Source organism: Microbacterium sp. LWH10-1.2, from assembly GCF_038397765.1.
Lineage (GTDB): Bacteria > Actinomycetota > Actinomycetes > Actinomycetales > Microbacteriaceae > Microbacterium > Microbacterium natoriense.
The window spans coordinates 1,520,858-1,543,427 of sequence record NZ_CP151638.1 but is presented as its reverse complement, the minus strand read 5'-3'; the positions used below and the strand labels follow the sequence as shown (position 1 = coordinate 1,543,427).

Below are 22,570 nucleotides of genomic sequence, written 5' to 3'. Positions count from 1 at the left end.
GACTCAGAGGACGTAGGCCTGCTCGAGCAGGCGCAGCGACCCGGGCGACGCTTCGAAGCGGTGGATCGAGCCGTTCGCGAGCACCTCTCCTTCCCGGGGCAGGGTGCCGCCGGAGACGTGGTCGATCAGCGAGCGGATCACGCCGCCGTGCGAGACCACGATGAGGGACTCCGCCACCGGGGCGGAACGACGACGGGCTTCGCGCGCGATCCGATGCAGCGCCGCCAGCGCGCGGACCCCGACCTCGTCGAGGGTCTCGGCCCCTGGCACCTCGGCGTGCCAGTCTCCGTAGGAGGCGATGTAGTCGGGCACCAGCATCCCCTCGCCCTCGCCGAACTCCCTCTCGCGGAGATCGGGCACGAGGGCGGGAGCGGGGAGGGCGAGCTCGGCGGCGATGATCTCCGCGGTCTCACGGGCGCGCAGCAGCGGGCTGGCGTAGATCGCGTGATGCGTGGTCGCGCCGAGCTGCGACGCCGCCCACCGGGCATCCCCGCGTCCGCTCTCGTTGAGCGGGATGTCGGTGGATCCCTGGATGCGCTTCTCCAGGTTCCAGTCGGTCTGACCGTGGCGGACGAGGGTGATGAGGGTCACAGCAGAAGCTCCTGGATGGCGGGGAGCACGACGCTCGTGCCCGCCGCGAGCGTGATGTCCGCCCACGAATCGGCACGGGTGGGCTCGTGGTTGACGATGACGAGAGGGATGCCGCGGCGACGTGCGCGCTCCACCAGGCGGACGCCGGAGTTCACGACGAGGGAGGAGCCGGCGACGATCATCGCGGAGCTGGCGCGCAGCAGCGATTCGGCCGCCTTGAACCTGTCCTGCGGGACGAACTCTCCGAAGAAGACGACGTCGGGCTTGAGCATCCCGCCGCACACCGTGCACACCGGCACCACGAAGCCCTCCGTGGTCTCCGGGAGGACGTCGCCGTCGGGAGCGAGCAGGACGTTCTCCGGCACGGCGATCCAGGGATTGCTCTCCTCGATCTGCACGGCGATGTCGCGGCGGTCGAAGACCTGGCCGCAGTGCAGGCACGTCACCCGGCGCATCGTCCCGTGGACCTCGATCACGTGCGAGCTGCCGGCGCGCAGATGCAGGCCGTCGACGTTCTGCGTGATGATGCCGCTCACGACGCCGCCGGATTCCAGTTCGGCGAGGGCGATGTGGCCCGCGTTCGGCTCGGCCTGCGCGAAGGCCCGCCAGCCGAGATGACCGCCCACCCAGTAGCGTCTGCGTGCGGCTTCGTCGCCGAGATAGCGCTGGATGGTCATGGGATCGGCGCGGGTGCGGGCGCCCTCGCCACGGTACGCGGGGATGCCCGAGTCCGTGGAGATGCCCGCTCCGGTGAGGAGCGCGACCTTCCGACCCCGGAGGAGATCGGCTGCCTGAGTGATCCGGGCATGCAGCTCGGTATCGGTCATCGCGGTCACGGCACCTCCCTGTGCGAGTCTACGACGCTCGGCGGAGGCGACGGCGTCGCACGTGCCACAGTGGAGGTCTATGGAACTCATCGACGTCACCTCCGCAGCGGACCCCCGACTGGACGACTTCCGCGCCCTCACGGACACGGCGCTGCGGGCGATCTCCGAGCCGGCGGGCGGTCTGTACATCGCCGAGTCCGCGAAGGTCATCGAGCGTGCGGTGCGTGCCGGCCACCGCCCGCGCTCCGTGATGGTGCAGAGGCGATGGGTCGACGGCATCCGCTCCCTCCTCTCGGAGCACGACGTCCCGGTCTACGTCGTCCCGGATGAGGTGGCCGAGGCGGTGACGGGGTTCGCGGTGCACCGTGGAGCTCTGGCCTCCATGCACAGGCCGCCACTGCACTCTGTCGCCGACGTCGTGGCGGGCGCCTCGCTGGTTCTGATCCTCGAGGGGATCGGCGACCACACCAACGTGGGGTGTTCCAAAACACCGAAAGCCAAGACTCGGTCTCGCATCGCGATCTTGGAAGGCGTGACCGATCACACGAACGTCGGGGCGCTTTTCAGGTCGGCCGCTGCACTAGGCGTGGATGCTGTCCTGGTGACGCCCGACTGCGCCGATCCGCTGTATCGCCGCTCCGTGCGGGTGTCGATGGGCACCGTCTTCCAGGTGCCATGGACGCGTATCCTTGAGTGGCCCTCGGGCATTGACCTTCTCAAGGACGCCGGCTACGTGGTGGCCGGGATGACGTTGGGGGAGGGTGCGATCACGCTGGATGAGCTCGTCGCTGAAGACCATGAGAAGCTCGCTCTTGTGTTCGGGTCCGAGGGATTCGGGATCACGCCACGCGCTCATGCCCTGCTCGATCGCCGAGTGACGATTCCGATGATGGGCGGCGTCGACTCGCTGAACGTCGCAGCAGCATCCGCTGTCACGTTCTACGCGACGAGGTAGGCATGAACGCTACTCCCAGGGAAATCCGCCACCGGAACTCTCCCGAGAGAGACTGACTGGTCGGCTGCGCCTCGCAGGCGTTGTCACAACCCGTCGATAGGATTGTGACGTGATCGCACCCCGTGCCCGGCGGTGCGAAGCAGCCAGGTGAGCGGGGGAATGGATGGCATCGAAGCAACGCAGTCTAGGCAATGCGAAGGCTGCCAAGGACGACGAGTTCTACACCCAGCTCTCGGACATCGAGAAGGAGATGCGGCACTACAAGAAGCACTTCAAGGGCAAGGTTGTCTACCTCAACTGCGACGATCCGCGTGAGTCGGAGTTCTTCCACTACTTCAGCTACAACTTCGAGAAGCTCGGGCTAAAGAAGCTTATCGCCGCCTGCTACAAGAGCCAGGACATTGACCTGTTCTCCACCGAGGACAGCGAGCAGGCCGTGTACCTCGAATACACCGGCGACAAGGATGGTGATCGGATCCCGAGCCGCGACGAGATCGAGGTACAGCCGCTCACGGGTGATGGCGACTTCCGGTCACCGGAGAGTATCGCACTCCTCCAGCAGGCCGACATCGTTGTTACCAACCCTCCGTTCAGCTTGTTCCGCGAGTACATTGCCCAGCTCATCGCCCATGACAAGCAGTTCATTGTCCTCGGCAATATGAACGCGGTCGCCTACAAGGAGATCTGGTCACACATTAAGGCTGACAGATTGTGGCTCGGTGTGACACGAACTGGCACCGGACAGATGTGGTTCCGGGTATCGGAGAACTTTCCTGTCAAGTCGGGCCAGAAAATCGGTGACGACGGGCATCGATATCAGACAATCGGCAATACTGCCTGGTTCACGAACGTAGACCACGCGAAGCGTCACGAAGAGCTCATCCTCTACAAAACTTACAATCCGCAGGAGTATCCGCACTACGACAACTTCGATGCGATCGAGGTGGCGAAGACCGTGGAGATCCCGGTCGACTACGAAGGCGTCATGGGGGTTCCTGTCACCTTTCTAGGGAAGTACAACCCCGATCAGTTCGAGATCCTTGGTACCGACGAGTCGGACTTCCCAGCGACCAAGACCTACAGGGGTAAGAGAAAGGTCGTCAATGGTGTACCGGTGCGATCGAACACTGGATCAGGTGGAGCCTATGTCCGCGCAGACTCGTTTGGGTCAGGCACCTACTTCGACGTGGGCTACCCGTTGAGGCGCACCTATAAGCGGATCTTCATACGACGAAAGTCGGTCGCTGAATGAAGATCGAGCTTCAACGCATCAAGGTCCGCGATCTGATCGCGGACTACGAAGACAACGACGAGCTGGGTGTGCGTGCGTACGGAGGGAAGCTCGATGTACGCCCTCCGTATCAGCGGGAGTTCGTGTATAAAGACAAGCAGCGCGACGCAGTCATGGAGACGCTCCGCAGGAACTTCCCGCTGAACGTCATGTACTGGGCGGTCATCGACAATCCGGGTGACGATGGGGTCGCTTACGAAATCATCGATGGTCAGCAGCGCACCATCTCCATCTGCCAGTACGTCGAAGGCGACTTTTCGATCCAGATCGATGGGCACCAGCTCGCCTTCCATAACCTTCAGAGTGACCAGCAAGACCAAATCCTCGACTACGAACTCATGGTGTATCTCTGTGAGGGTACTGACTCCGAGAAGCTCGATTGGTTCAAGACCATCAACATCGCCGGTGAGAAGCTCACCGACCAGGAGCTCCGCAACGCCGTCTACCACGGCCCCTGGGTGACGGCGGCCAAGAAGTACTTCAGCAAGAACGGCTGCCCTGCCTACGGCATTGCCTCTGACTACATGTCCGGCACGCCGATCCGCCAGGACTTCCTCGAGACCGTGATCGAGTGGTACAACGACGGCAAGATCGACGAGTACATGGCAGCCCACCAGCACGACACGAACGCCAACGAACTGTGGCTGTACTTCAAGCGTGTCATCGACTGGGTTGAGACCACCTTTCCCAAGAAGCGCGCACCGATGAAGTCGGTCAAATGGGGCCCGCTTCACCGGCAGTTCAAGGATGGCCGTTTCGACCCCGCCGAACTCGATCTGCGGATCGCCGAGCTCATGGGCGACGTCGATGTCAAGAACAAGCGCGGGATCTACGAGTTCGTCCTCGGTGGCGAGGTTGAGACCAGGTTGATCGAAGTCCGAGTCTTCGACGAGCGGACCAAGCTGGCTGCCTACGAGAAGCAGAGCAAGGAGGCAGAGGCCGCCGGAATCTCGAACTGCCCCATGTGCGCCAGCGGCACGAACAACAATGCCGAACGCATCTACAGTTACAGCGAGATGGATGCAGATCATGTCACGGCATGGTCCAAGGACGGGCCTACCAATCTCGCAAACTGCGAGATGCTCTGTGTCCCTCACAATCGCGCCAAAGGAAATAGGTAGGGCGGCGTGATGGCGACGGGTTATGAGCGGTACAGCAAGCACGCGGTCTGGGAGTCCCTGCGGCTCAAGCGGGAGTCGCTCAACGCGGCACGGTTTGACAATGCCGACGCCGAACAATGGCGTGAGGACATCGTGGAGTGGCTTGACGAAGCGCTCAAGACGCGCGCTGCCCGGCAGCCCGCGCTCTATCTCAGCACCTTGGACGTCCTCAGTTCGGCGCTCAACCAACTCCCCGTCGACACTGCCGGTTTCCAGCAGTTCATCGCGTATCGCCAGCAGAACGGCCATGCTTTCCAACAACTAGAACAGGCGCTTCGCGCGCTGCCGCTGCCACCGCCCAAAGATCTGAAGGCAAGCTATGTCGAGCTCCTCGACCAGGAAGTCATCGCCCGGAACGACCGACTTGGCGAGCTGGAGCAGCGTATCGCCGAGACCGAGCAATCACTGAAATTGCGCCTCGCTGAGCTGGATAAGATCACGATCGACGTCCAAACGCTGCGTACGGAAATCCAAACCGAACGCGAAGCCATCACGGCAGTTAGTCAATCTGCCGATACCGACATGCGTGACGCGTGGACAGAAGCACTCGAAGCCTGGCACAAGGATCGCGAGGCCACAGACCTGGAGCACGACACGCAAGCGCTGGCAAGCATCGCCGCGCTCGCGGCGACGACCAAGGCCGGTGAGGCACTTGCTGAACACGCAGCCGGCGACCTTAGCGCCGTCGACTGGTACGGTCGGGCGAAGCGGGAGCGTAGCGCCGCGCACTGGATCCGTTTCGGGGCGTGGGCGGCTTTTCTCTTTGCAGGGGCCGTTGGCTTCTACATCGTCAACGAAGCCATCATCAAGAACTTCGACATCTCCGTCGGCGGAGGTATTCTCCGCGCTTCGATTGCGGTGGTCATTGGTGCGTTTGGCGGATTGCTACTGCGCGAGGCAGGCAGGCATTTCCGCGAGGCGGACACCGCCGAGGACGTCGCTCTCTCCCTCAAGGCGCTTGCTCCGTTCTATGCGAACTCAGCTGACGGAATCCGCCTGGCGGCACGAGTCGAGCTCGGCGATGCGGTGCTCGTAAAGAATGTGCTCTCCCGCTTCTCGCACCGTGACGCCGCAAAGCACGCCAGTGAGGTCAAGACCGAGGAACTGCCCGGACTGGTCAAGGAAGCCGCGAGCGCTTTGAAACTGGCCGAGAACGCTTCGACAAAGCCGTAGGCGCTGACGCCCTAGACGCAAGCAGCAGCATGATGCACTGATCTTGCCCAGGCAACGCCCCAGACAGAACGAGACACAGTGACCGCTTACGAAGACGTACTCGATTGGATCGCTACCCGACCCTGGTGGCAGCAACACGCGCTGGCACGCATCGCGAACGGCGAAACGATCGGTGAAACCGAGTACGAAGAGATCGCCAGGAGCTTGTTCGATAAGCCGCCCGTTGCTCCAGAAGGGGGCTGGCTCGCATCGGTGACCGCCCCTCAGAGCACCAACGACGAGCCGGTGCGCCTCCTCGCGGTCAAAGGCGTGTCGAACGTCAACCGACTGGCGGAGAACCAAGAGCTGACGTTCGCGCCCGACGGACTCACTGTTGTCTACGGCAACAACGGCAGCGGCAAGTCCGGATACGCGCGGGTCTTGCAGTCAATGGTGCGTGCGCGTCACCGGGCGGACATCCTCCCTGATGTGTTCTCCGAATCCCCAGGAGCACAGTCCGGCGAAGTAGTGTTTCTCGTCGGCGAGGTCGAGCAGACCTCGTCGCTCGGAGCCACGGCAGATCCTGCTCTCGGCCGAATCGCCCTCTATGACGAGCACTGCGGGGACACCTATCTCGAGAAAGAGGCAGAGATCTCCTACCGGCCCTCGGCCGTGCAGCTTCTCGACGACCTCTCGACCGTGACCGCGGGCGTTCGACGCGTCATAGACGGGTGGAAGTCGGAGAAGGAGAGGACCGGAGCTCTCCCGGTCGTCGGCGAGCAGGGCTCGGCGGCGGTGTTCCTGAAGGCCCTTACGGCGAAGACGACGGACGCAGAGATCGCCGCTGCGGTCTCATGCCCTCAAGACATTGACCAGAAGCTGAGCGATCAGGTCGACGAAGTGGCTCGGCTCCGGACCGCGGATCCCGCACAGGAGAAGAAGAGGCTGAACCACGCGGCTGCAGCACTCGACGAAGTCTCCAGACACCTCAGCAATCTCGATCGCGCATTCGGACCAAACGTGCGTGGGAAGCTCGGCGAACTGCGCGAGAAGGTGCGCACGGCACAGCAGGCAGCGGATGCTGCCTCAGCGACCACGTTCGGAGACGAACCGCTCGCCGGTATCGGCTCTCCGGTATGGAAGGTGCTCTGGCAGGCGGCGGAGAAGTACTCCCTCGTTGTCTACCCGGAGCACGAATTCCCGCACGCAGATGGCGGAGCCGTGTGCGTCTTGTGCCAGCAGCCTCTCGACGGCGGAGGTGCGGAGCGGCTTGGGCGATTCCATACGTTCGTCTCGGATACGACAGCTCAGGACGCGGAGACGGCGAAGACTGAGCTCGAGGCGTTCCTGGCGGCACTTGGACGGCAGCCGATCGAGACGCAACCGTTGGCGGTCGCTATCGCGACGATCGAACAATCGGAACCTGGATTCACCGCGCGGATTCAGGTGTTGCTCGACGTGCTCCGCGACCGTCAAGTCGGGATGATCGCCGACGAACAACCAGCGGATGTTGGCGTGGCTAAGGAGATTGAGGTACTTGCCTCCCAAGCTCAAGGCCTCCGGGATCAGGTCGGCTCGCTTGATGCCGCCGACTTCACCGAATACCTTTCCCAAGCTCAGGCTGAAGAGAACCGGCTGCGAGACCAGATCGCGATGCGCGATGGGAAGCGCCTGATTGAATCAGAACGCGACCGGCTGCGGGAGCTCATGCTGCTGAACGAAAAGTTCGCGGCGACGAATACGCGCGCCATCACTGACAAGGTTGGCGAACTGACGAAGAAGTACGTGACCGAGGAAGCACGTGACCGCTTCACCCGCGAGTCGGACCGGCTGGAGCTCGAACGCGTCACGTTCAAGGCCACCAAATCGCGTCAAGGCTTGGGATTGATGCACAAGGCCGACTTCTTGAACGCGCGCACGGGCGCGCGTCTCCGTGCGGTGCTGTCCGAGGGTGAGCAGACCGCTCTCGGCTTCGCGGGGTTCCTGACCGAGGTGCATTTCGACACGAGCAGGTCCGCTTTGGTCTTCGACGACCCTGTCTCCTCGCTCGATCACATGCGACGCGAGGCTGTCGCTAAGAGAATCGTCGACCTCGCCGGGGAACGGCAGGTGATCGTGTTCACCCATGACATCGCATTCACCATGTCGCTTCGTAAGATCGCGGATGCATCAGCGGTTTCGTTCACCACTCGCGGAATCGAACGGAAGCGGAAGGTCGGGCCCGGATTCACGACCTTGAGTCACCCATGGACAGCACAAGACGCAGCACAGCGCGTGGACACTCTGCGTCAAGAGGTGGCGGCGTTGCGTCGGGGCGAGGAAGGCATGTCCGAGACGGAGTACCAGAGGCAGACCGAGGAGATCGCAGGTCATATGTCCCAGACCTGGGAGCGCATCATCAGCCAGGTGCTCGCTGAGCCCCTCGTCGACTACAAGTCTCTGGAAGTCCGCGTAGGGAAGTTGCGCGTCGTCGGGCGAGTAACGAACGAAGACGTCAAGGTTTATGACGATTCGTACAGTCGGATTTCCGGTTGGGCGGCTCGTCACGACCCGCACCCGGAACTGAACTACACGCCGCCTTCGGTAGAGACGCTGAAGGCCGAGATCGACGTGCTCGACGGTTGGTTGAAGAGCGTCAAGAAGTACCAATCGCCCTGACGCAAGCACCGCGGTCGGATCGTCGTCGACCTTCGCCGAGGCTGGCTCGCGTGGATGTGTTTGACCGCGCCGCACGCCGAAGGCGTCGTGAACGCGGGTCCCACGACGGTCGGTGGCAGCGGCTACGCGCGATCTGGCCGGAGGGGTCGATTGACGACGACCCGCCGACGGTCGCCGACGACGACATATCGCGCCGGGTCGTGCTCGGCCATTCTGCCGTCCTCGTCATCGGGATCCGGGAGTGGTGGACGACCGGCCGCGTGCTGGCACGAGCGTGAGCTGACCGATGCCGAGATCGACTGCTTGTCCACTCTGGGATGATGAGGACATGACGAGCACCCATGTGAGCCTCGGGCCCATCCATGTCGTGTTCGTCGCGTCCCGTCGCGAGACCCGTGCGACGCTCCGCGTGTGGGCCCAGCGCCGGGAACGTCGTCGCGGCGCGTGGCTGCTCGCCCGGCTGCGTCCGTTCCGGATCGCGGTAGGTCGGGATGCGACCGTCCAGTAGGTGGGCTGACTCTGACGCGAAGGCAGACTCTGAGAGGCTTATCGCTATGCGTTCGCTACGACGGCGTTGACGGTGCCGACGGAGACGTCGACGTTCCGCGCGATCGAGCGGAGTAATGTTCCTTCGTGCCGTTGGGACAGGATCGCCAGCCGGACTTCCTCGTCCACGACTCGCGGACGGCCGATCACGGAGCCGCGCTGTCGAGCGGCCTCCATACCCCTCTTGATGTCGTCGCTCCTCATCTTCGCCCGCATCCGCGTGATCTCTCGCGCATTGGCGTCGAACTCAGACTCCGCCCCGTAGCACTTCCTTCCATCACTCGAACTGGCGTGCCTTGCCGAAGCAGGTCGAGTAGGACACGCCACCCATCGACGAAGTTCTGCGCGAGGTCCTTGATGCACACGACCACAAGTACGTCGTCGGTGCCGAGCACCCCCACAGCCGCCTGGAGTGCAGGGCGGCTACTGATCAGCAACCGCCGGCTCGCTTCTTCCTCGAAGACCTGCGAGCAAACCGCGTTCAGCGTCGCCCGCTGATGCTCCACTTCCTCCGCGACCTTTGTCACTCGAACCAGACCGACGAATCTCACCATAGGAAACGGGATGAGGAAGGCGGGGAGGTCATACCCTAATTGAACATGGCTCGTCGGGCATCCTGAGCGCTGCCATGCGAAATGACCGACTGACCTGGGTAATCACCGCCGACGGGGATCCTCCCAACGCTCGACCCCGGACCGACTTGCCTCAAATCTGAGCTAAAGGGAATTGCGGCGCTTCTCAACATCGGAGCGGCGTTCCGCGCGGCGGCGGGGCTCGGCGCGGATGCCGTGCTCGTGTCGCCGCGCTGCGCGGACCCGCTCTACCGACGGAGCGTGCGCGTCAGCATGGGGACGGTCTTCCAGGTGCCGTGGACCCGCATCACGGACTGGGACGCCGCGGTCGCCGACCTGCGGGCAGCGGATATCCGCCTGGCCGCGCTCGCGCTGCGGGACGACGCCGTGTCTCTCGACGCCTACGCCAAGAACCGCCCGGAGAGGGTGGCGCTCATGATGGGCTCGGAGGGGGAGGGACTCTCCGCCGACGCGCTCGCGAACGCCGACGCGATCGTGACCATCCCGATGACGGGCGGCGTGGATTCGCTCAACGTCGCCGCCGCGGCCGCCGTCGCACTGTGGGCGATGAAGCCCTAGTCCTCGCGGCGGAGGAAAGGCGCAGGCTCCGGCCGCTTCGCCTCGACGTGGTCGCCCGACGACTGGTGACGCAGGCGACGGAGCACCCAGGGCACCAGGTGCTCGCGCGCCCACCCGAGATCTTCGGCCCTGGCCTCGCGCCAGGTACGCACCGGAAGCGGCTCCGGCTGCATGGCCTCGAGGTCGTTGGGCACGTTCAGCGCCCTGAGCACCATCCGGGCCACCTCATGATGACCCAGTGCGTTGTAGTGCAGTCTGTCGTCGTCGAAGAAGCGCATGTCCTGGACGACCTTGAGCGCCCACTGATCGGCGACGATGCAGTCGTGGCGGTCGGCGATCGCGCGGACGTTCTCGTTGTAGATGGCGACCTTGCCGCGGAACGGGCGGAACACGGGGGTGAAGCCGGTGTCGATGCCCGTGAACAGGACGATCGCCGCGCCCGTCGACGCCAGACGCGTGACGGCGTCCTCCAGCTGCACCGCGATCGCGTCGGGATCGGTGCCGGGGCGGATCACATCGTTGCCGCCCGCGCAGATCGAGATGAGGTCGGGCCGCAGCGCGACGGCGGGTTCGATCTGGTCCTCGGCGATCTGCGCGATGAGCTTCCCGCGCACGGCGAGGTTCGCGTACGCGAAGTCGTCGACCTGCTCGGAGAGCACAGCGGCCACGCGATCCGCCCAGCCCCGGTGGCCCCCGGGCACCGAGGGATCGGGATCGCCGATGCCTTCGGTGAACGAGTCGCCCACGGCGACGAAGCGCCGCCACGGATGCGAGGTCTCGTTGGCCACGTAGGGGGTCCGAGTCGAATCCTGGTCTGTCATCCAGCTCTCCTTCGCGAACGAGCGCCGTCCATTGATCGCGGCGGCGCAGTGTCCGAGCCTACCCGGCAATCGCTCGCCACGGCGGGCGCGCGTCGAGTGTCGGAGGCGGCGTTATCGTTGAAGGGATGCTTTCCCCCTCCTTTCCTCAGCGCGCCCCGTGGGGTACCGCGAACAAGCTGCGGGCCTGGCAGCAGGAGGCGCTGGAGCAGTACTTCCAGGCGGATCAGCGGGACTTCCTCGTCGCCGCGACGCCGGGCGCAGGCAAGACGACCTTCGCCCTCACCCTCGCGGTCGAGCTCATGCGCATCGGCGAGGTCAACCGGATCATCGTCGTGGCGCCCACGGAGCATCTCAAGACCCAGTGGGCCGACGCCGCGGCGCGCGTGCACATCCGGCTCGATCCGCACTTCAAGAACAGCCACTGGGCGCCGGCGCGGCACTATCACGGCGTCGTGGTGACCTACGCGCAAGTGGCCGCGAAGTCCTCCGTGCACCGGCATCTGACCGAAGATGCGAAGACCCTGGTGATCCTCGACGAGGTGCACCACGGCGGCGACGCGCTGAGCTGGGGCGACGCGATCCGCGACGCCTACGGACCAGCGAAGCGCCGTCTGCTGCTGTCGGGTACTCCGTTCCGCAGCGACACCGCTCCGATCCCGTTCGTCGAGTACCTGCCCGACGAGTCCGGAGCCCGCATCTCGAGCACCGACTACAGCTACGGGTACGGGCGCGCTCTGGCCGACGGCGTCGTGCGGCCGGTGCTGTTCCACATGTACGCGGGCAAGATGCGCTGGCGCACGAGCGCAGGGGATGAGCTCGAGGCGCACCTCGGGCAGGACAACACCAAGGACGTCAATTCCCAGGCCTGGCGCACCGCTCTCGATCCGGAGGGCTCGTGGATGCCCGCAGTGCTGTCGGCCGCGGATCGTCGTCTCACCGAGATCAGGCACCACATCCCCGACGCGGGCGGACTCGTGCTCGCGACGGATCAGACCGTCGCACGCGCTTACGCGAAGATCCTCCACAGCATCACGGGTCGACAGCCCACGATCGTGCTGTCGGACGACGCCTCCGCGTCCGAGCGGATCGAGAAGTTCTCCGCCACCGACGAGCGCTGGATGGTCGCCGTCCGCATGGTGTCGGAGGGCGTGGACGTGCCTCGCCTCGCGGTCGGCGTGTACGCCACATCATCCTCCACGCCGCTGTTCTTCGCGCAGGCGATCGGTCGCTTCGTGCGCGCCCGCAGGCGGGGTGAGGCCGCGAGCGTCTTCCTGCCCAACGTCCCTGTGCTCATGGGGCTCGCCAACGAGCTGGAGAAGCAGCGCGATCACGCGCTCGATCGCCAGGACAAGGATGCCGACGGCCTCGACGACTCGCTGCTGGAGAGCGCGAACCGTGAGGACGACGCCTCCGACGCGCTGACGCAGGAGTTCAGCTACCAGGCGATCTCCTCGGTCGCCCACTTCGACAGGGTGGTCTTCGACGGCAAGGAGTTCGGCCAGCTCGCCGAGCCCGGCACACCGGAGGAGGAGGAGTTCATCGGATTCCCCGGGCTTCTCGAACCGGAGCACGTGCACGAGCTCCTGATGCAGCGCCAGGCGCGCCAGTCCCGTCTGCGGGAGACGCGCGAGGCGACGGCGGATCCGCTCGAGACCACGACGCTCCCCGCGCCCCTGCATCGCACTCTCAAAGAGCAGCGGCAGCTGCTGAACAGCCTCGTCGGCCTCTACGCGCGCCAGACAGGCGAGCCCCACGGATCGGTGCACGCCGAACTCCGTCGCATCTGCGGCGGCCCCGCGGTCGCTCAGGCCACGGTGACGCAGCTCCAGTCGCGTATCGAGGTGCTGCGCAAGCGCGTGCGCTCCTGACCTTCGGAAACCCGAAATCCTGGCAATCCTCGCCTGAGTGGGAGCCGCCGCCACCCTCCCGGATAGCGTGGAACGGTTGTCCCCGACCAGGAGGAAGCATGACAGCCCCCGCTGCCGCAGAGCCCACCACCGCCGACCGCCGCCGCTGGGCGCGCTACCTCGTGGAGGAGCGCGCCGAGGGCCTCGTGTACCAGAAGCTGGCCGCCAGGCGCACGGGCGAGGAGCGCGAGATCCTGCTCAGCCTCGCGGATGCCGAGCGTCGCCACGAGCAGCACTGGCTCGACCTGCTCGGTGCGGAACCCGCACGCCTGCCCAAGGCCGGTCTGCGCTCCCGCACCCTCGGCTGGATGGCCGGGCGGTTCGGCTCGATCTTCGTGCTCGCCCTCGCCCAGAGCGCAGAGGCCCGATCACCCTACGACACCGAGAAGTGGGCGACGCCGGCGATGCGCGCCGACGAGAAGGTGCACTTCGAGGTCGTCAGAGGGCTCGCCGCACGCGGCCGCCGACGGCTCTCCGGTTCCTTCCGCGCTGCGGTGTTCGGAGCGAATGACGGTCTCGTCAGCAACCTCGCCCTCGTGCTCGGCATCGGGGCGACCGGAGTCAGCTCCGGCTTCGTGCTGTTCAGCGGCATCGCGGGACTGCTCGCCGGCGCCCTGTCGATGGGCGCGGGGGAGTTCGTGTCGGTGCGCTCGCAGCGCGAGCTGCTGGCCGCCACGGAGGCGAACGAGGATGCCGCGGCTTCCGCCGGCGATCTCGACATCGACGAGAACGAGCTCGCCCTCGTGTACCGCGCCCGGGGCATGGAGCAGGAGGAGGCCCTGCGGCGCGCACATCGGATCGTGGCCGCCGCCCGCGCGGGCGTTCAGCGGACGACGACCGGACCGGTGCGCACCCAGGGAGACGACCACGAGATCGTGGGAAGCGACTGGACGGCCGCCATCTCGAGCTTCCTGTTGTTCGCATCAGGAGCGATCATTCCCGTGCTGCCGTGGATCTTCGGCCTGCAGGGGACGACGGCCGTCGTCGTGGCCCTGGTCCTGGTGGGCGTGGCGCTGCTCTCCACGGGCGCGATGGTCGGCATCCTGTCGGGCGGTCCGCCGCTGCGGCGCGCCCTGCGCCAGCTGGCGATCGGCTTCGGCGCCGCCGCCATCACCTATGTGCTCGGACTGGTGTTCGGAGTCGGCGCGGTCTGAGACCGCGCCGGCCCCGGCCGCATCGTTCTCGTGCACTTCGTCGCGCGACGAATCCGCACGCGCGACGAAAAGAAAAAGAGCCCCGATCCAACCGGATCGGGGCTCTTCTTCGTTCTGTGCGCGGAGGGGGACTTGAACCCCCACGCCCTTACGGGCACTACGACCTCAACGTAGCGCGTCTACCATTCCGCCACCCGCGCAGGTGTTGGATGTTCGTTGCCGAACGAAGATTTACATTAGCACGAGCGGAGGGGGACTCAGAAACCGGCGGCGACGCCCGGGCGCGCCTCAGCCGTTCGATAGCCTTGAACGCATGACAGATCCGTCGCTCCCCGAGGTCGTCCGCATCGCCAGCGATCTGATCCGCTTCGACACCTCGAACTTCGGCGGCGGCAACGCCAAGGGGGAGCGTGAGGCGGCCGAATACGTCGGGCGCTACCTGGAGGGTCTCGGACTCCATGTCGAGTACTACGAGCCGATCGACAGGCGCACCAACGTCATGGCCCGCGTTCCCGGCCGTGACTCCCGCAAGCCCGCGCTCGTCGTGCACGGGCATCTCGACGTGGTCCCCGCGATGGCCGAGGACTGGAGCGTCGACCCCTTCGCCGGCGTGGTGAAGGACGGCATGCTGTGGGGCCGTGGCGCCGTGGACATGAAGAACATGAACGCCATGATCCTCACCGCCGTCGCCGACATCCTCCGCGCGGGAGAGCAGCCGGAGCGCGACCTCGTGCTCGCGTTCTTCGCCGACGAGGAGAACGGCGGCGTCGAGGGCTCCGCCCTCGTCGTGCAGAACAGACCGGAGTGGTTCGCTGGGGCGACCGAGGCCATCAGCGAGGTCGGCGGCTACTCGATCACGGTCGACGACCACCGGGCGTACCTGCTGCAGGTCGGCGAGAAGGCGCTGATCTGGATCCGCCTCGTCGCCAAGGGGCGCGCGGGGCACGGCAGCCGTCTGCATGAGGACAACGCGATCATCAGGCTCGCGGAGGCTGTGTCGGCGATCGGGCGGACCCGCTGGCCGATCAGGCTCACCCCGACGACGGAGGCGCTCCTGGCGGGGCTCAGCGAGCTCACCGGACGCTCCGTGGAGGATCCGGACGCCCTCGCAGCGGCCGCAGGTCCTGCTGAGGCGTTCCTCCGCTCGACCTTCCGCACCACGACCAATCCCACCGTGCTGACGGCGGGGTACAAGCACAACGTCATCCCGGAGCGGGCCGAGGCGCTGATCGACGTCCGTGTCATCCCCGGCACCGAAGACGACGTGCTCGCCCAGCTCCAGCAGATCGTCGGCGACGAGATCGCCATCGAGATCGTGGTGCAGGACATCGGCATGGAGACGGGCTTCGAGGGCGACCTCGTCGACGCGATGGTGGCGAGCATCGGCGCGCACGACCCCGGTGTCCCTGTCATCCCGTACCTTCTGGGTGCAGGGACCGACAACAAGGCGCTCGCGTATCTGGGCATCACCGGGTACGGGTTCGCCCCGCTCAAGCTCCCGGCCGATCTCGACTTCACAGGCATGTTCCACGGAGTCGATGAGCGCGTGCCCGTAGAATCGCTTGTCTTCGGTCAGCGCGTGCTGGCCGATCTGCTGCGCTCGTACTGAGCCGACGCCGTACGGCGCATCCATGATCTGAAGGCCCTTCATGCACCTGCTCGAAGCACTCATCCTCGGCATCGTGCAGGGACTCACCGAGTTCCTGCCGATCTCGTCCAGCGCGCACCTGCGCATCGTCGGCAGCTTCCTGCCCTCTGGGGAGGACCCGGGCGCCGCGTTCACCGCCATCACGCAGATCGGCACGGAAGCGGCCGTGGTCGTGTTCTTCTGGCGGGACATCGTCCGGATCATTTCGCGATGGTTCCAGTCCCTCGCGGGCAAGGTGCCGCGGAACGATCCGGATGCGCGCATGGGCTGGCTGATCATCATCGGCAGCATCCCGATCGTCGTCCTCGGCATCGTGTTCAAGGATCAGATCGAGACAGTGTTCCGGTCCCTGTGGATCGTGGCCGTGATGCTTATCGTGTTCGGCATCCTGCTCGGCATCGCCGACTACGTCGGAGCCAAGCGGCGCACCCTGAACGACCTGACCTACCCCCACGGCATCGCCTACGGTTTCGCTCAGGCGCTCGCTCTCGTCCCCGGAGTCTCGCGCTCGGGCGGCACCATCACGATGGGGCTGTTCCTGGGGTATGAGCGCGCCGCGGCGGCTCGTTACGCGTTCCTGCTCGCGATCCCGGCGGTGTTCGGCAGTGGCTTCTACCAGCTCTTCGACAAGTGGGACGAGCCGAACCAGCACTTCTCGTTCGGGGAGACGCTCGCGGCGACCGGCATCGCGTTCGTCGTCGCCCTCGGTGTGATCGCGTTCTTCATGAACTGGATCTCCAAGCGCAGCTTCATGCCGTTCGTGGTCTACCGGATCCTTCTCGGCACCGCGCTGCTCATCCTGCTCGGAACGGGCGTGATCAGCGCTTGAGGTCGCCCGGCCCGTCGCCACGGCGACGCAGGTAGCGCTCGAAGGCCTGCGCGATCGCGTCGCCGGAGGCGTCGGGGGAGTCCCAGGTGTCGCGGGTTCGCTCCAGCTGGCGGATGTACTCCGTCATGTCCTCGTCGTCGGCCGCGGCCGCGTCGATCGACGCCTCCCACGCGGCGGCCTCGGTGCGCAGGTGGTCGCGGGGAACGTCGACTCCGGTGAGCTCTTCGAGTCGATCCAGGAGCGCGAGCGTGACCTTGGGGGAGGGCGTCGCCGTCGCCACGTAGTGCGGAACGCTCGCCCAGAGGCTCGCGGTGGGGATCCCGGCGTTCTCGGCGAAGTGCTCGAACACGCTGAGGATGCCGACCGGCCCCTCGTACAGCGAGCGCTCGAGCCCGTGCGCCTCGCGGACCTCGTCGTTCTGACTCGACGCGAAGATCGAGATCGGCCGCGTGTGCGGGACGTCGGAGAGCATGGCCCCGAGCGTGACGAGACCCGAGACGTCGTCGCGCAGGGCGACGTCGATGAACTCGGAGGCGAAGGCCTGCCAGGTGCGAGCGGGCTCGACACCCGTGAGGAGCCAGAACTCCGGTCCGGGGCCCGGATCACGCGGGCGCCAGAGTCCTGCCTCGGGCCACGTGAGCTGTCGTCGGCCCTCGGCATCCATCTTCGTCGCGGGGCGCGTGTACTGATAGTCGAAGTACAGCTCGGGATCGATCGAGTGCACGAGGTCGTACTCGGTCATGTCGCGGAGTGCGGCGATGGCGCCGCTCGCTGCTTCGCCGGCGTCGTTCCAGCCGTCGAAGGCGGCGATGATGATGCGCGAGCCGAGAACATCCATCGTGAGCTCCCTTCGTGACGGTGGATGGGTATCCCTCAAGGCTAGTCCGAGGCGGCGGGTCCCGGGCGGAGCCACGGCTAACATGGACCGGTGAGCAGACAGCCGGGCGCAGTCCTCTGGGACATGGATGGAACACTCGTCGACACCGAGCCGTATTGGATGGCGGCAGAGACGGCGTTGATCGAGTCGTTCGGCGGCACCTGGACCCATGAGGACGCTCTGCAGCTCGTCGGCAGCGGCCTCATCGACAGCGCGATCATCATTCAGAACGCGGGGGTCGAGATGGATGCGGAGGCGATCGTCTCGCATCTCACGGATGCCGTGCAGGAGTCTCTGCGCACGCAGGGAGTCCCCTTCCGCCCGGGAGCGCGTGAGCTGCTCCAGGACCTCCGCGACGCCGGCATCCCGACGGCCCTCGTCACCATGTCGCTCCGGCGGATGGCTCTGAGCGTCGTCGAGCTCATCGACTTCGAGGCCTTCGACATCGTCGTCGCCGGTGACGACGTGGACAACGCCAAGCCGCACCCCGAGCCCTATCTGCAGGCGGCGGCGCTCCTGGGCGTCGACATCGCCGATGCGGTCGTGATCGAGGATTCCCCGACCGGTCTGCGCGCCGGAATCGCCTCCGGAGCGGTCGCCCTCGGGGTGCCGCACATCGTCCCGCTCGACGGGGTCGGCGCACACGAGCTCTGGCCCACACTGGCCGACCGCGGCGCGACCGACCTCTCCGAGCTCTTCACCCGCATCACGTCCCTGACAGGAGCCACCCGATGACCCCCTCCAGCGCACAGCGCCCCAGCGGCCCTTTCCGCGAAGGTGACCGCGTGCAGCTGACGGGGCCGAAGGGGCGCCTGCACACGGTGACCCTCAAAGAGGACGGCGAGCTGCACACGCATCAGGGCGTCCTCCGTCACCGGGATCTGATCGGCCTGCCAGACGGATCGGTCGTGGCGAACAGCTCCGGGCACGACTACCTCGCGCTCCGCCCCCTTCTGCGCGACTTCGCGATGTCGATGCCGCGCGGCGCGGCGATCGTGTACCCGAAGGATGCGGCGCAGATCGTCATGCAGGCCGACATCTTTCCCGGTGCCGTCGTGGTCGAGGCAGGGGTCGGCTCCGGCGCCCTGTCGCTCTCCCTTCTGCGGGCGATCGGCCCGGCCGGAAGGCTCGTGTCCTTCGAGCGTCGCGACGACTTCGCCGACGTCGCACGCGGCAACGTCACGACCTTCTTCGGCGAGACCCCGCAGACCTGGGACGTCGTGGTGGGCGACCTGGCCGAGGAGCTCCCCGTCCAGTTCCCCGCGGGGAGCGTCGACCGCGTCGTGCTCGACATGCTCGCCCCGTGGGAGTGCATGGATGTCGTGGCCGACGCACTGACCCCCGGCGGCGTGGTGCTCTGCTACGTGGCCACCGCGACGCAGCTGTCCCGCGTCGCCGAGTACATCCGCGGGACCGGGCTGTTCACCGATCCCGACGCCTCGGAGACGATGGTGCGCGGCTGGCACGTCGAGGGCCTCGCCGTGCGCCCCGATCACCGTATGGTCGCCCACACCGGCTTCCTGCTAACCGCTCGCCGCCTCGCACCCGGTGCTGTGGCGCCGTCGGTGAAGCGCAGAGCATCGAAGAGCAGCTACGGCGACGAGGACGTCGAGCTCTGGACGCCCGGCGCGGTCGGCGACAGGGAGATCAACGACAAGAACCTCCGCAAGCGCGCGCGTGAGGCCGCGAAAGCCGCGGACGGCGCGCGCCTCGCCGCGACATCGCGCAAATCGGACGCGCCGACGGAATAGACTTGAGCGCGTGCGTAAAACGTCCGCCGTTGTGGCCACTCTCAGCCTTGCCGTCCTCGCCCTGACCGGTTGCTCGTCGGCGCCGACGTTCAACGGCGCCTCGTGCGACCGGACGACGCACTCCTCCGGCATCGAGGACGCCGTCACCGTGAAGGGCGACCTCGGAACCGAGCCCAAGGTCACCGTCTACACACCGGTCAAGGGCACGAAGACGACGTACGCCGACACCATCACCGGCAAGGGGCTGCCGCTCGTCAACGGCCAGCAGGTGATGACGGCCGAGCTGTCGATCTTCAGCGGCAACACCGGCGACCTCGTCTATGCGACGTCGTACGACAAGAGCACGGGCAACCTCTCCAACATCGACACGTGGTCCGGTCAGGTGCCCGGGCTCGCCAAGGTGCTGGAGTGCGTCACCGGCGGCTCCCGTGTGATCGCCTCGCTCACCCCGAAGGACTTCGGCGCCGAGCAGCTGTCGAACTTCGGCCTCAAGGCCGACGACCACCCCGTCTTCGTGATCGACGTCGTCGACACGTTCCGCTCCAGGGCAGAGGGCGCCCTCCAGTTCAACGACGCCCGGGGCGTCCCGACCGTCGTGCGCGCCCCCGACGGCCGCCCCGGCGTGATCATCCCGGACGCCGCGGCTCCCACCTCGCAGGTCGTGCAGACCCTCATCGAGGGCGACGGCGACCCGCTCGAGAAGACGCAGACGCCCGTCGTCAACGTCACGGCGGTCAACTGGGACGACAAGTCCGTCCTCAACACCACGTGGGGCGCCAACCCGATGCTCGACCTCGCGTCCTCGGCGCCGGCCGTCGCGGAGGCCCTGGTGGGCAAGCCGGTCGGATCCCAGATCCTCGTCGTCACCCCCGCTGCGAACGGCGGAGGCGCCGTGGCGTACGTCGTCGACATCCTGGGCGCTGTGACGACCGCGGGGAAGTGATGGCCGCCCGCATCCCGGCAGAGGAGCGACTGACGAACCTCGTCGTCGCCCTGATGGCGACGGACATCGGGCTCACCAAGCAGCAGATCCTCGACAACGTCTCCGGATACCGTCAGCGCGCGGATGCCGGTGCGCGGTCCGATGCCCTCGAGAAGATGTTCGAGCGCGACAAGGACGAGCTGCGCACGCTCGGCGTACCGGTGGAGACGATCGGCGAAGCCGCTGACCCGAACGATCTGCGCGAGGCCCGCTATCGCATCCCGCAGGCGGAGTACGACCTCCCGAGCGACATCGAGTTCACTCCCGCCGAGCTCGCTGTCCTGCAGCTCGCCGGGAGCGTGTGGAGCGCGGAGTCGGTGTCGGGCGATGCCCAGGCCGGCGTCCGCAAGATCCGGGCGCTCGGCATCGACGGCGACGAGCCGATCATCGGGTTCGCCCCGCGGATCACGGCCCGTGACGCCGCGTTCACGCCGCTGCAGGATGCGATCGAGAAGAGCAGGGTCGTCTCGTTCGACTACCTCAAGCCCGGGGAGGACGCGCCCCGACGCCGCAGCATTCGTCCCCTCGCGCTCGTCGACTACGAGGCCAGGTGGCACGTCTTCGGCATCGACATCGACGCGGACGCCGATCGGATGTTCCTGCTCAGCCGGATCGTCGGCGCCGTCAAGCTCACGAACACATCCTTCGCCCCCGAGCTGCGGGAGGGTGCGGGGGAGCGGGCTCTGGCCGGTCTCGAAGAGGTCGCCGCGAGGAACTCTGCTCTGCTCGAGGTGACCCCCGGTACGGAGGCCTCCCTGCGACTGGGACGCCGCGCTCGTCCGGCGACCCAGGGCATCCGCGTGCCGTTCGTCGATCTGCACATCCTCGCCGATGAGCTCGCGTCCTACGGCCCCGAGGTGCGCGTGGTCGAGCCGGCCGCGCTCCGCGACGCCGTCATCGCACGACTGCAGGCGGTCGTCGACGCCAACTCGGAGAAGAGCGCATGAACGCCCAGCCGAAGCCCCTCCTCGCTGCGGAGCGCGTGCGTCTCTACCTCACACTCGTCCCCTACCTGCTGGAGCACGGTCAGGTGTCGCTCGATGAGGCGGCAGCCGAGTTCGGCGTGGGCCGCGACGAGATGCGCGCGATGGTCGAGAAGCTCACGGTGATCGGCCTGCCCGGGGACTCCGGGTACTGGCAGCAGCCGCAGGAGATGTTCGACATCAACTGGGATCTCCTCGACGACGAGGACGTCATCGAGATCACCAACGACGTCGCACTCCGTCGCGTGCCGAGATTCACCGCCCGCGAGGCCGCAGCGCTGCTGGCGGGCCTGCAGATGGTCGCCGCCGTGCCCGCGGTCTCCGACACCGGGCTGGTGAAGGGGCTCATCTCCAAGCTCTCGCGCGGTGCGGCGGATGCTCCGGCCGAGGTCGTCGTGGCGCCGAGCGCGGTCGACGAGGTGCGCGAAGTCGTCGCCCGCGGCGTGCAGGACGGCGTGGCCGTCTCGTTCACCTACCAGGCGCCGGATGCCACCCCCACGACGCGCACTGTCGACCCCGTGCAGATCCTGATCACCAACGCGCAGTGGTACCTGCAGGGCTGGTGCCATCTGCGTCAGGCGATGCGCACGTTCCACCTCGACAGGGTGAGCGACCCGCACCTGACGGACATCCCGATCACGCACGGGGGAGATCACCTTCCCGAGGCCTTCTCCACGGTGGCGGACGAGGGAGAGGTGACCGTACGCGTGCCCGAGCGTGTCGCCCCGCTGCTGGGCGCGTTCCTGTCGGCCGACAACGTCGCCGCGGACGCTGGACTCGTCACCGCGCAGCTGCATCTCGCAGACCCGCGCAGCATCAAGAGACTCGCCGCGCGGTTCGGGGGAGCGCTTGAAGTGATCGATCCGGGGGTCGCGCGCTGTGCGACCCGAGAGTGGGCCGCCGCAGGACTCGCGCTCTATCACCAACCTGCCGACGGCTTTGCCCGTTAGACTCAGTTAACCCCGACTTAAGGAGTTCCCCATGGCTGGCTTGACCGGTTGGCACCTGTTGGCACTTGTCGTCATCGTGCTGCTGTTGTTCGGGGCTGCAAAGCTCCCGGCACTCGCGAAGAGCATGGGGCAGTCTGCCCGCGTCTTCAAGGGCGAGATGAAGGCAATGCGCGAGGAAGACGCGCCCGCGGGGCAGGCGGATTCCACTGAAGCGCCGAAGAACGGCGGCTCGACGGCATCCGACAGCGGCACTGTAGCCGGGCCCGATCGCGTCAGCTGACCTTCGTGGCCGCCATCGAATCGGCCGCGCAGGCTGAGAGCGACGGGCGCGCCGAAC

Annotated in this window: 21 protein-coding genes and 1 tRNA gene; 17 read left to right on the top strand and 5 right to left on the bottom strand. The window is 66.4% G+C overall.

All coding sequences use genetic code 11. From position 1 onward, the window contains the following. Positions 1–3: 3 nt before the first annotated feature. On the bottom strand, positions 4–591 hold the full coding sequence (locus MRBLWH10_RS07355) for a histidine phosphatase family protein (protein ID WP_223586433.1): 588 nt from the start codon (positions 589–591) through the stop codon (positions 4–6). Next, complete coding sequence (locus tag MRBLWH10_RS07350; RefSeq protein WP_341942187.1) at positions 588–1,418, bottom strand: Sir2 family NAD-dependent protein deacetylase; 831 nt, start codon at positions 1,416–1,418, stop codon at positions 588–590. The genes MRBLWH10_RS07355 and MRBLWH10_RS07350 overlap by 4 nt, the downstream gene beginning before the upstream one ends. 79 nt (positions 1,419–1,497) lie before the next feature. On the opposite strand from MRBLWH10_RS07350, the gene MRBLWH10_RS07345 reads away from it, so the two are divergent. The 7 genes from MRBLWH10_RS07345 to MRBLWH10_RS07315 all read left to right on the top strand — a co-directional run bounded on the left by MRBLWH10_RS07345 (position 1,498) and on the right by MRBLWH10_RS07315 (position 10,331). Continuing rightward, positions 1,498–2,373, top strand: coding sequence for an RNA methyltransferase (locus tag MRBLWH10_RS07345; protein WP_341942186.1), 876 nt, complete (start codon positions 1,498–1,500; stop codon positions 2,371–2,373). A gap of 163 nt (positions 2,374–2,536) precedes the next feature. Beyond that, the gene (locus MRBLWH10_RS07340; RefSeq protein ID WP_341942185.1) at positions 2,537–3,625 is read left to right on the top strand and encodes an adenine-specific methyltransferase EcoRI family protein; all 1,089 of its coding nucleotides are present in this window, start codon (positions 2,537–2,539) and stop codon (positions 3,623–3,625) included. Continuing rightward, positions 3,622–4,785, top strand: coding sequence for a DUF262 domain-containing protein (locus MRBLWH10_RS07335; RefSeq protein ID WP_341942184.1), 1,164 nt, complete (start codon positions 3,622–3,624; stop codon positions 4,783–4,785). Before MRBLWH10_RS07340 ends, MRBLWH10_RS07335 begins: the two co-directional genes overlap by 4 nt. Before the next feature lie 9 nt (positions 4,786–4,794). Then, positions 4,795–5,997 carry a hypothetical protein gene (locus MRBLWH10_RS07330; protein ID WP_341942183.1) on the top strand — a complete coding sequence of 401 codons (1,203 nt, stop codon included), beginning with the start codon at positions 4,795–4,797 and terminating at the stop codon, positions 5,995–5,997. 78 nt (positions 5,998–6,075) lie between these two features. After that, positions 6,076–8,634, top strand: coding sequence for an AAA family ATPase (locus MRBLWH10_RS07325; protein WP_341942182.1), 2,559 nt, complete (start codon positions 6,076–6,078; stop codon positions 8,632–8,634). A gap of 328 nt (positions 8,635–8,962) precedes the next feature. Then, positions 8,963–9,142 carry a hypothetical protein gene (locus MRBLWH10_RS07320; protein ID WP_341942181.1) on the top strand — a complete coding sequence of 60 codons (180 nt, stop codon included), beginning with the start codon at positions 8,963–8,965 and terminating at the stop codon, positions 9,140–9,142. A gap of 763 nt (positions 9,143–9,905) precedes the next feature. After that, positions 9,906–10,331, top strand: a complete 426-nt coding sequence (locus MRBLWH10_RS07315) for a TrmH family RNA methyltransferase (protein WP_341942572.1) — start codon at positions 9,906–9,908, stop codon at positions 10,329–10,331. Here the strand turns inward: MRBLWH10_RS07315 and MRBLWH10_RS07310 are convergent. Beyond that, entirely contained in the window at positions 10,328–11,152 is an 825-nt protein-coding gene (locus MRBLWH10_RS07310; protein ID WP_341942180.1) for an SGNH/GDSL hydrolase family protein, read from the bottom strand. The two genes, MRBLWH10_RS07315 and MRBLWH10_RS07310, sit on opposite strands and share 4 nt — an antisense overlap. Positions 11,153–11,277: 125 nt before the next feature. Here MRBLWH10_RS07310 and MRBLWH10_RS07305 point away from each other — a divergent pair, with 125 nt between their 5' ends. Continuing rightward, positions 11,278–13,020: a DEAD/DEAH box helicase gene (locus MRBLWH10_RS07305; RefSeq protein WP_105675019.1), complete on the top strand. Its 1,743-nt coding sequence runs from the start codon at positions 11,278–11,280 to the stop codon at positions 13,018–13,020. A 98-nt stretch (positions 13,021–13,118) separates the two neighbouring features. After that, complete coding sequence (locus MRBLWH10_RS07300; RefSeq protein ID WP_105675021.1) at positions 13,119–14,213, top strand: VIT1/CCC1 family protein; 1,095 nt, start codon at positions 13,119–13,121, stop codon at positions 14,211–14,213. 117 nt (positions 14,214–14,330) lie between these two features. On the opposite strand, the gene MRBLWH10_RS07295 is transcribed toward MRBLWH10_RS07300, so the two are convergent. Then, positions 14,331–14,413: transfer RNA gene (locus MRBLWH10_RS07295), tRNA-Leu, on the bottom strand. A gap of 113 nt (positions 14,414–14,526) precedes the next feature. Here MRBLWH10_RS07295 and MRBLWH10_RS07290 point away from each other — a divergent pair. Then, the gene (locus tag MRBLWH10_RS07290) at positions 14,527–15,822 is read left to right on the top strand and encodes a M20/M25/M40 family metallo-hydrolase (RefSeq protein WP_341942179.1); all 1,296 of its coding nucleotides are present in this window, start codon (positions 14,527–14,529) and stop codon (positions 15,820–15,822) included. 40 nt (positions 15,823–15,862) lie between these two features. After that, complete coding sequence (locus MRBLWH10_RS07285) at positions 15,863–16,690, top strand: undecaprenyl-diphosphate phosphatase (protein ID WP_341942178.1); 828 nt, start codon at positions 15,863–15,865, stop codon at positions 16,688–16,690. Here the strand turns inward: MRBLWH10_RS07285 and MRBLWH10_RS07280 are convergent. Next, positions 16,680–17,528, bottom strand: coding sequence for a PAC2 family protein (locus MRBLWH10_RS07280; protein ID WP_105675028.1), 849 nt, complete (start codon positions 17,526–17,528; stop codon positions 16,680–16,682). The genes MRBLWH10_RS07285 and MRBLWH10_RS07280 overlap by 11 nt on opposite strands. Before the next feature lie 90 nt (positions 17,529–17,618). Here MRBLWH10_RS07280 and MRBLWH10_RS07275 point away from each other — a divergent pair, with 90 nt between their 5' ends. The 6 genes from MRBLWH10_RS07275 to MRBLWH10_RS07250 are packed head-to-tail and all read left to right on the top strand — an operon-like array spanning position 17,619 to position 22,513. Further along, the gene (locus MRBLWH10_RS07275) at positions 17,619–18,302 is read left to right on the top strand and encodes an HAD family phosphatase (protein WP_341942177.1); all 684 of its coding nucleotides are present in this window, start codon (positions 17,619–17,621) and stop codon (positions 18,300–18,302) included. Continuing rightward, positions 18,299–19,318, top strand: a complete 1,020-nt coding sequence (locus MRBLWH10_RS07270) for a tRNA (adenine-N1)-methyltransferase (RefSeq protein ID WP_341942176.1) — start codon at positions 18,299–18,301, stop codon at positions 19,316–19,318. Before MRBLWH10_RS07275 ends, MRBLWH10_RS07270 begins: the two co-directional genes overlap by 4 nt. A 10-nt stretch (positions 19,319–19,328) precedes the next feature. Beyond that, the gene (locus tag MRBLWH10_RS07265) at positions 19,329–20,261 is read left to right on the top strand and encodes a hypothetical protein (RefSeq protein WP_341942175.1); all 933 of its coding nucleotides are present in this window, start codon (positions 19,329–19,331) and stop codon (positions 20,259–20,261) included. After that, positions 20,261–21,247: a WYL domain-containing protein gene (locus MRBLWH10_RS07260; protein WP_105675036.1), complete on the top strand. Its 987-nt coding sequence runs from the start codon at positions 20,261–20,263 to the stop codon at positions 21,245–21,247. Before MRBLWH10_RS07265 ends, MRBLWH10_RS07260 begins: the two co-directional genes overlap by 1 nt. Further along, positions 21,244–22,233 (top strand): WYL domain-containing protein, encoded by a 990-nt coding sequence (locus MRBLWH10_RS07255; protein ID WP_341942174.1) that lies wholly within the window; start codon positions 21,244–21,246, stop codon positions 22,231–22,233. The genes MRBLWH10_RS07260 and MRBLWH10_RS07255 overlap by 4 nt, the downstream gene beginning before the upstream one ends. Before the next feature lie 31 nt (positions 22,234–22,264). Continuing rightward, positions 22,265–22,513 carry a twin-arginine translocase TatA/TatE family subunit gene (locus MRBLWH10_RS07250; RefSeq protein WP_341942173.1) on the top strand — a complete coding sequence of 83 codons (249 nt, stop codon included), beginning with the start codon at positions 22,265–22,267 and terminating at the stop codon, positions 22,511–22,513. Positions 22,514–22,570 lie beyond the last annotated feature (57 nt).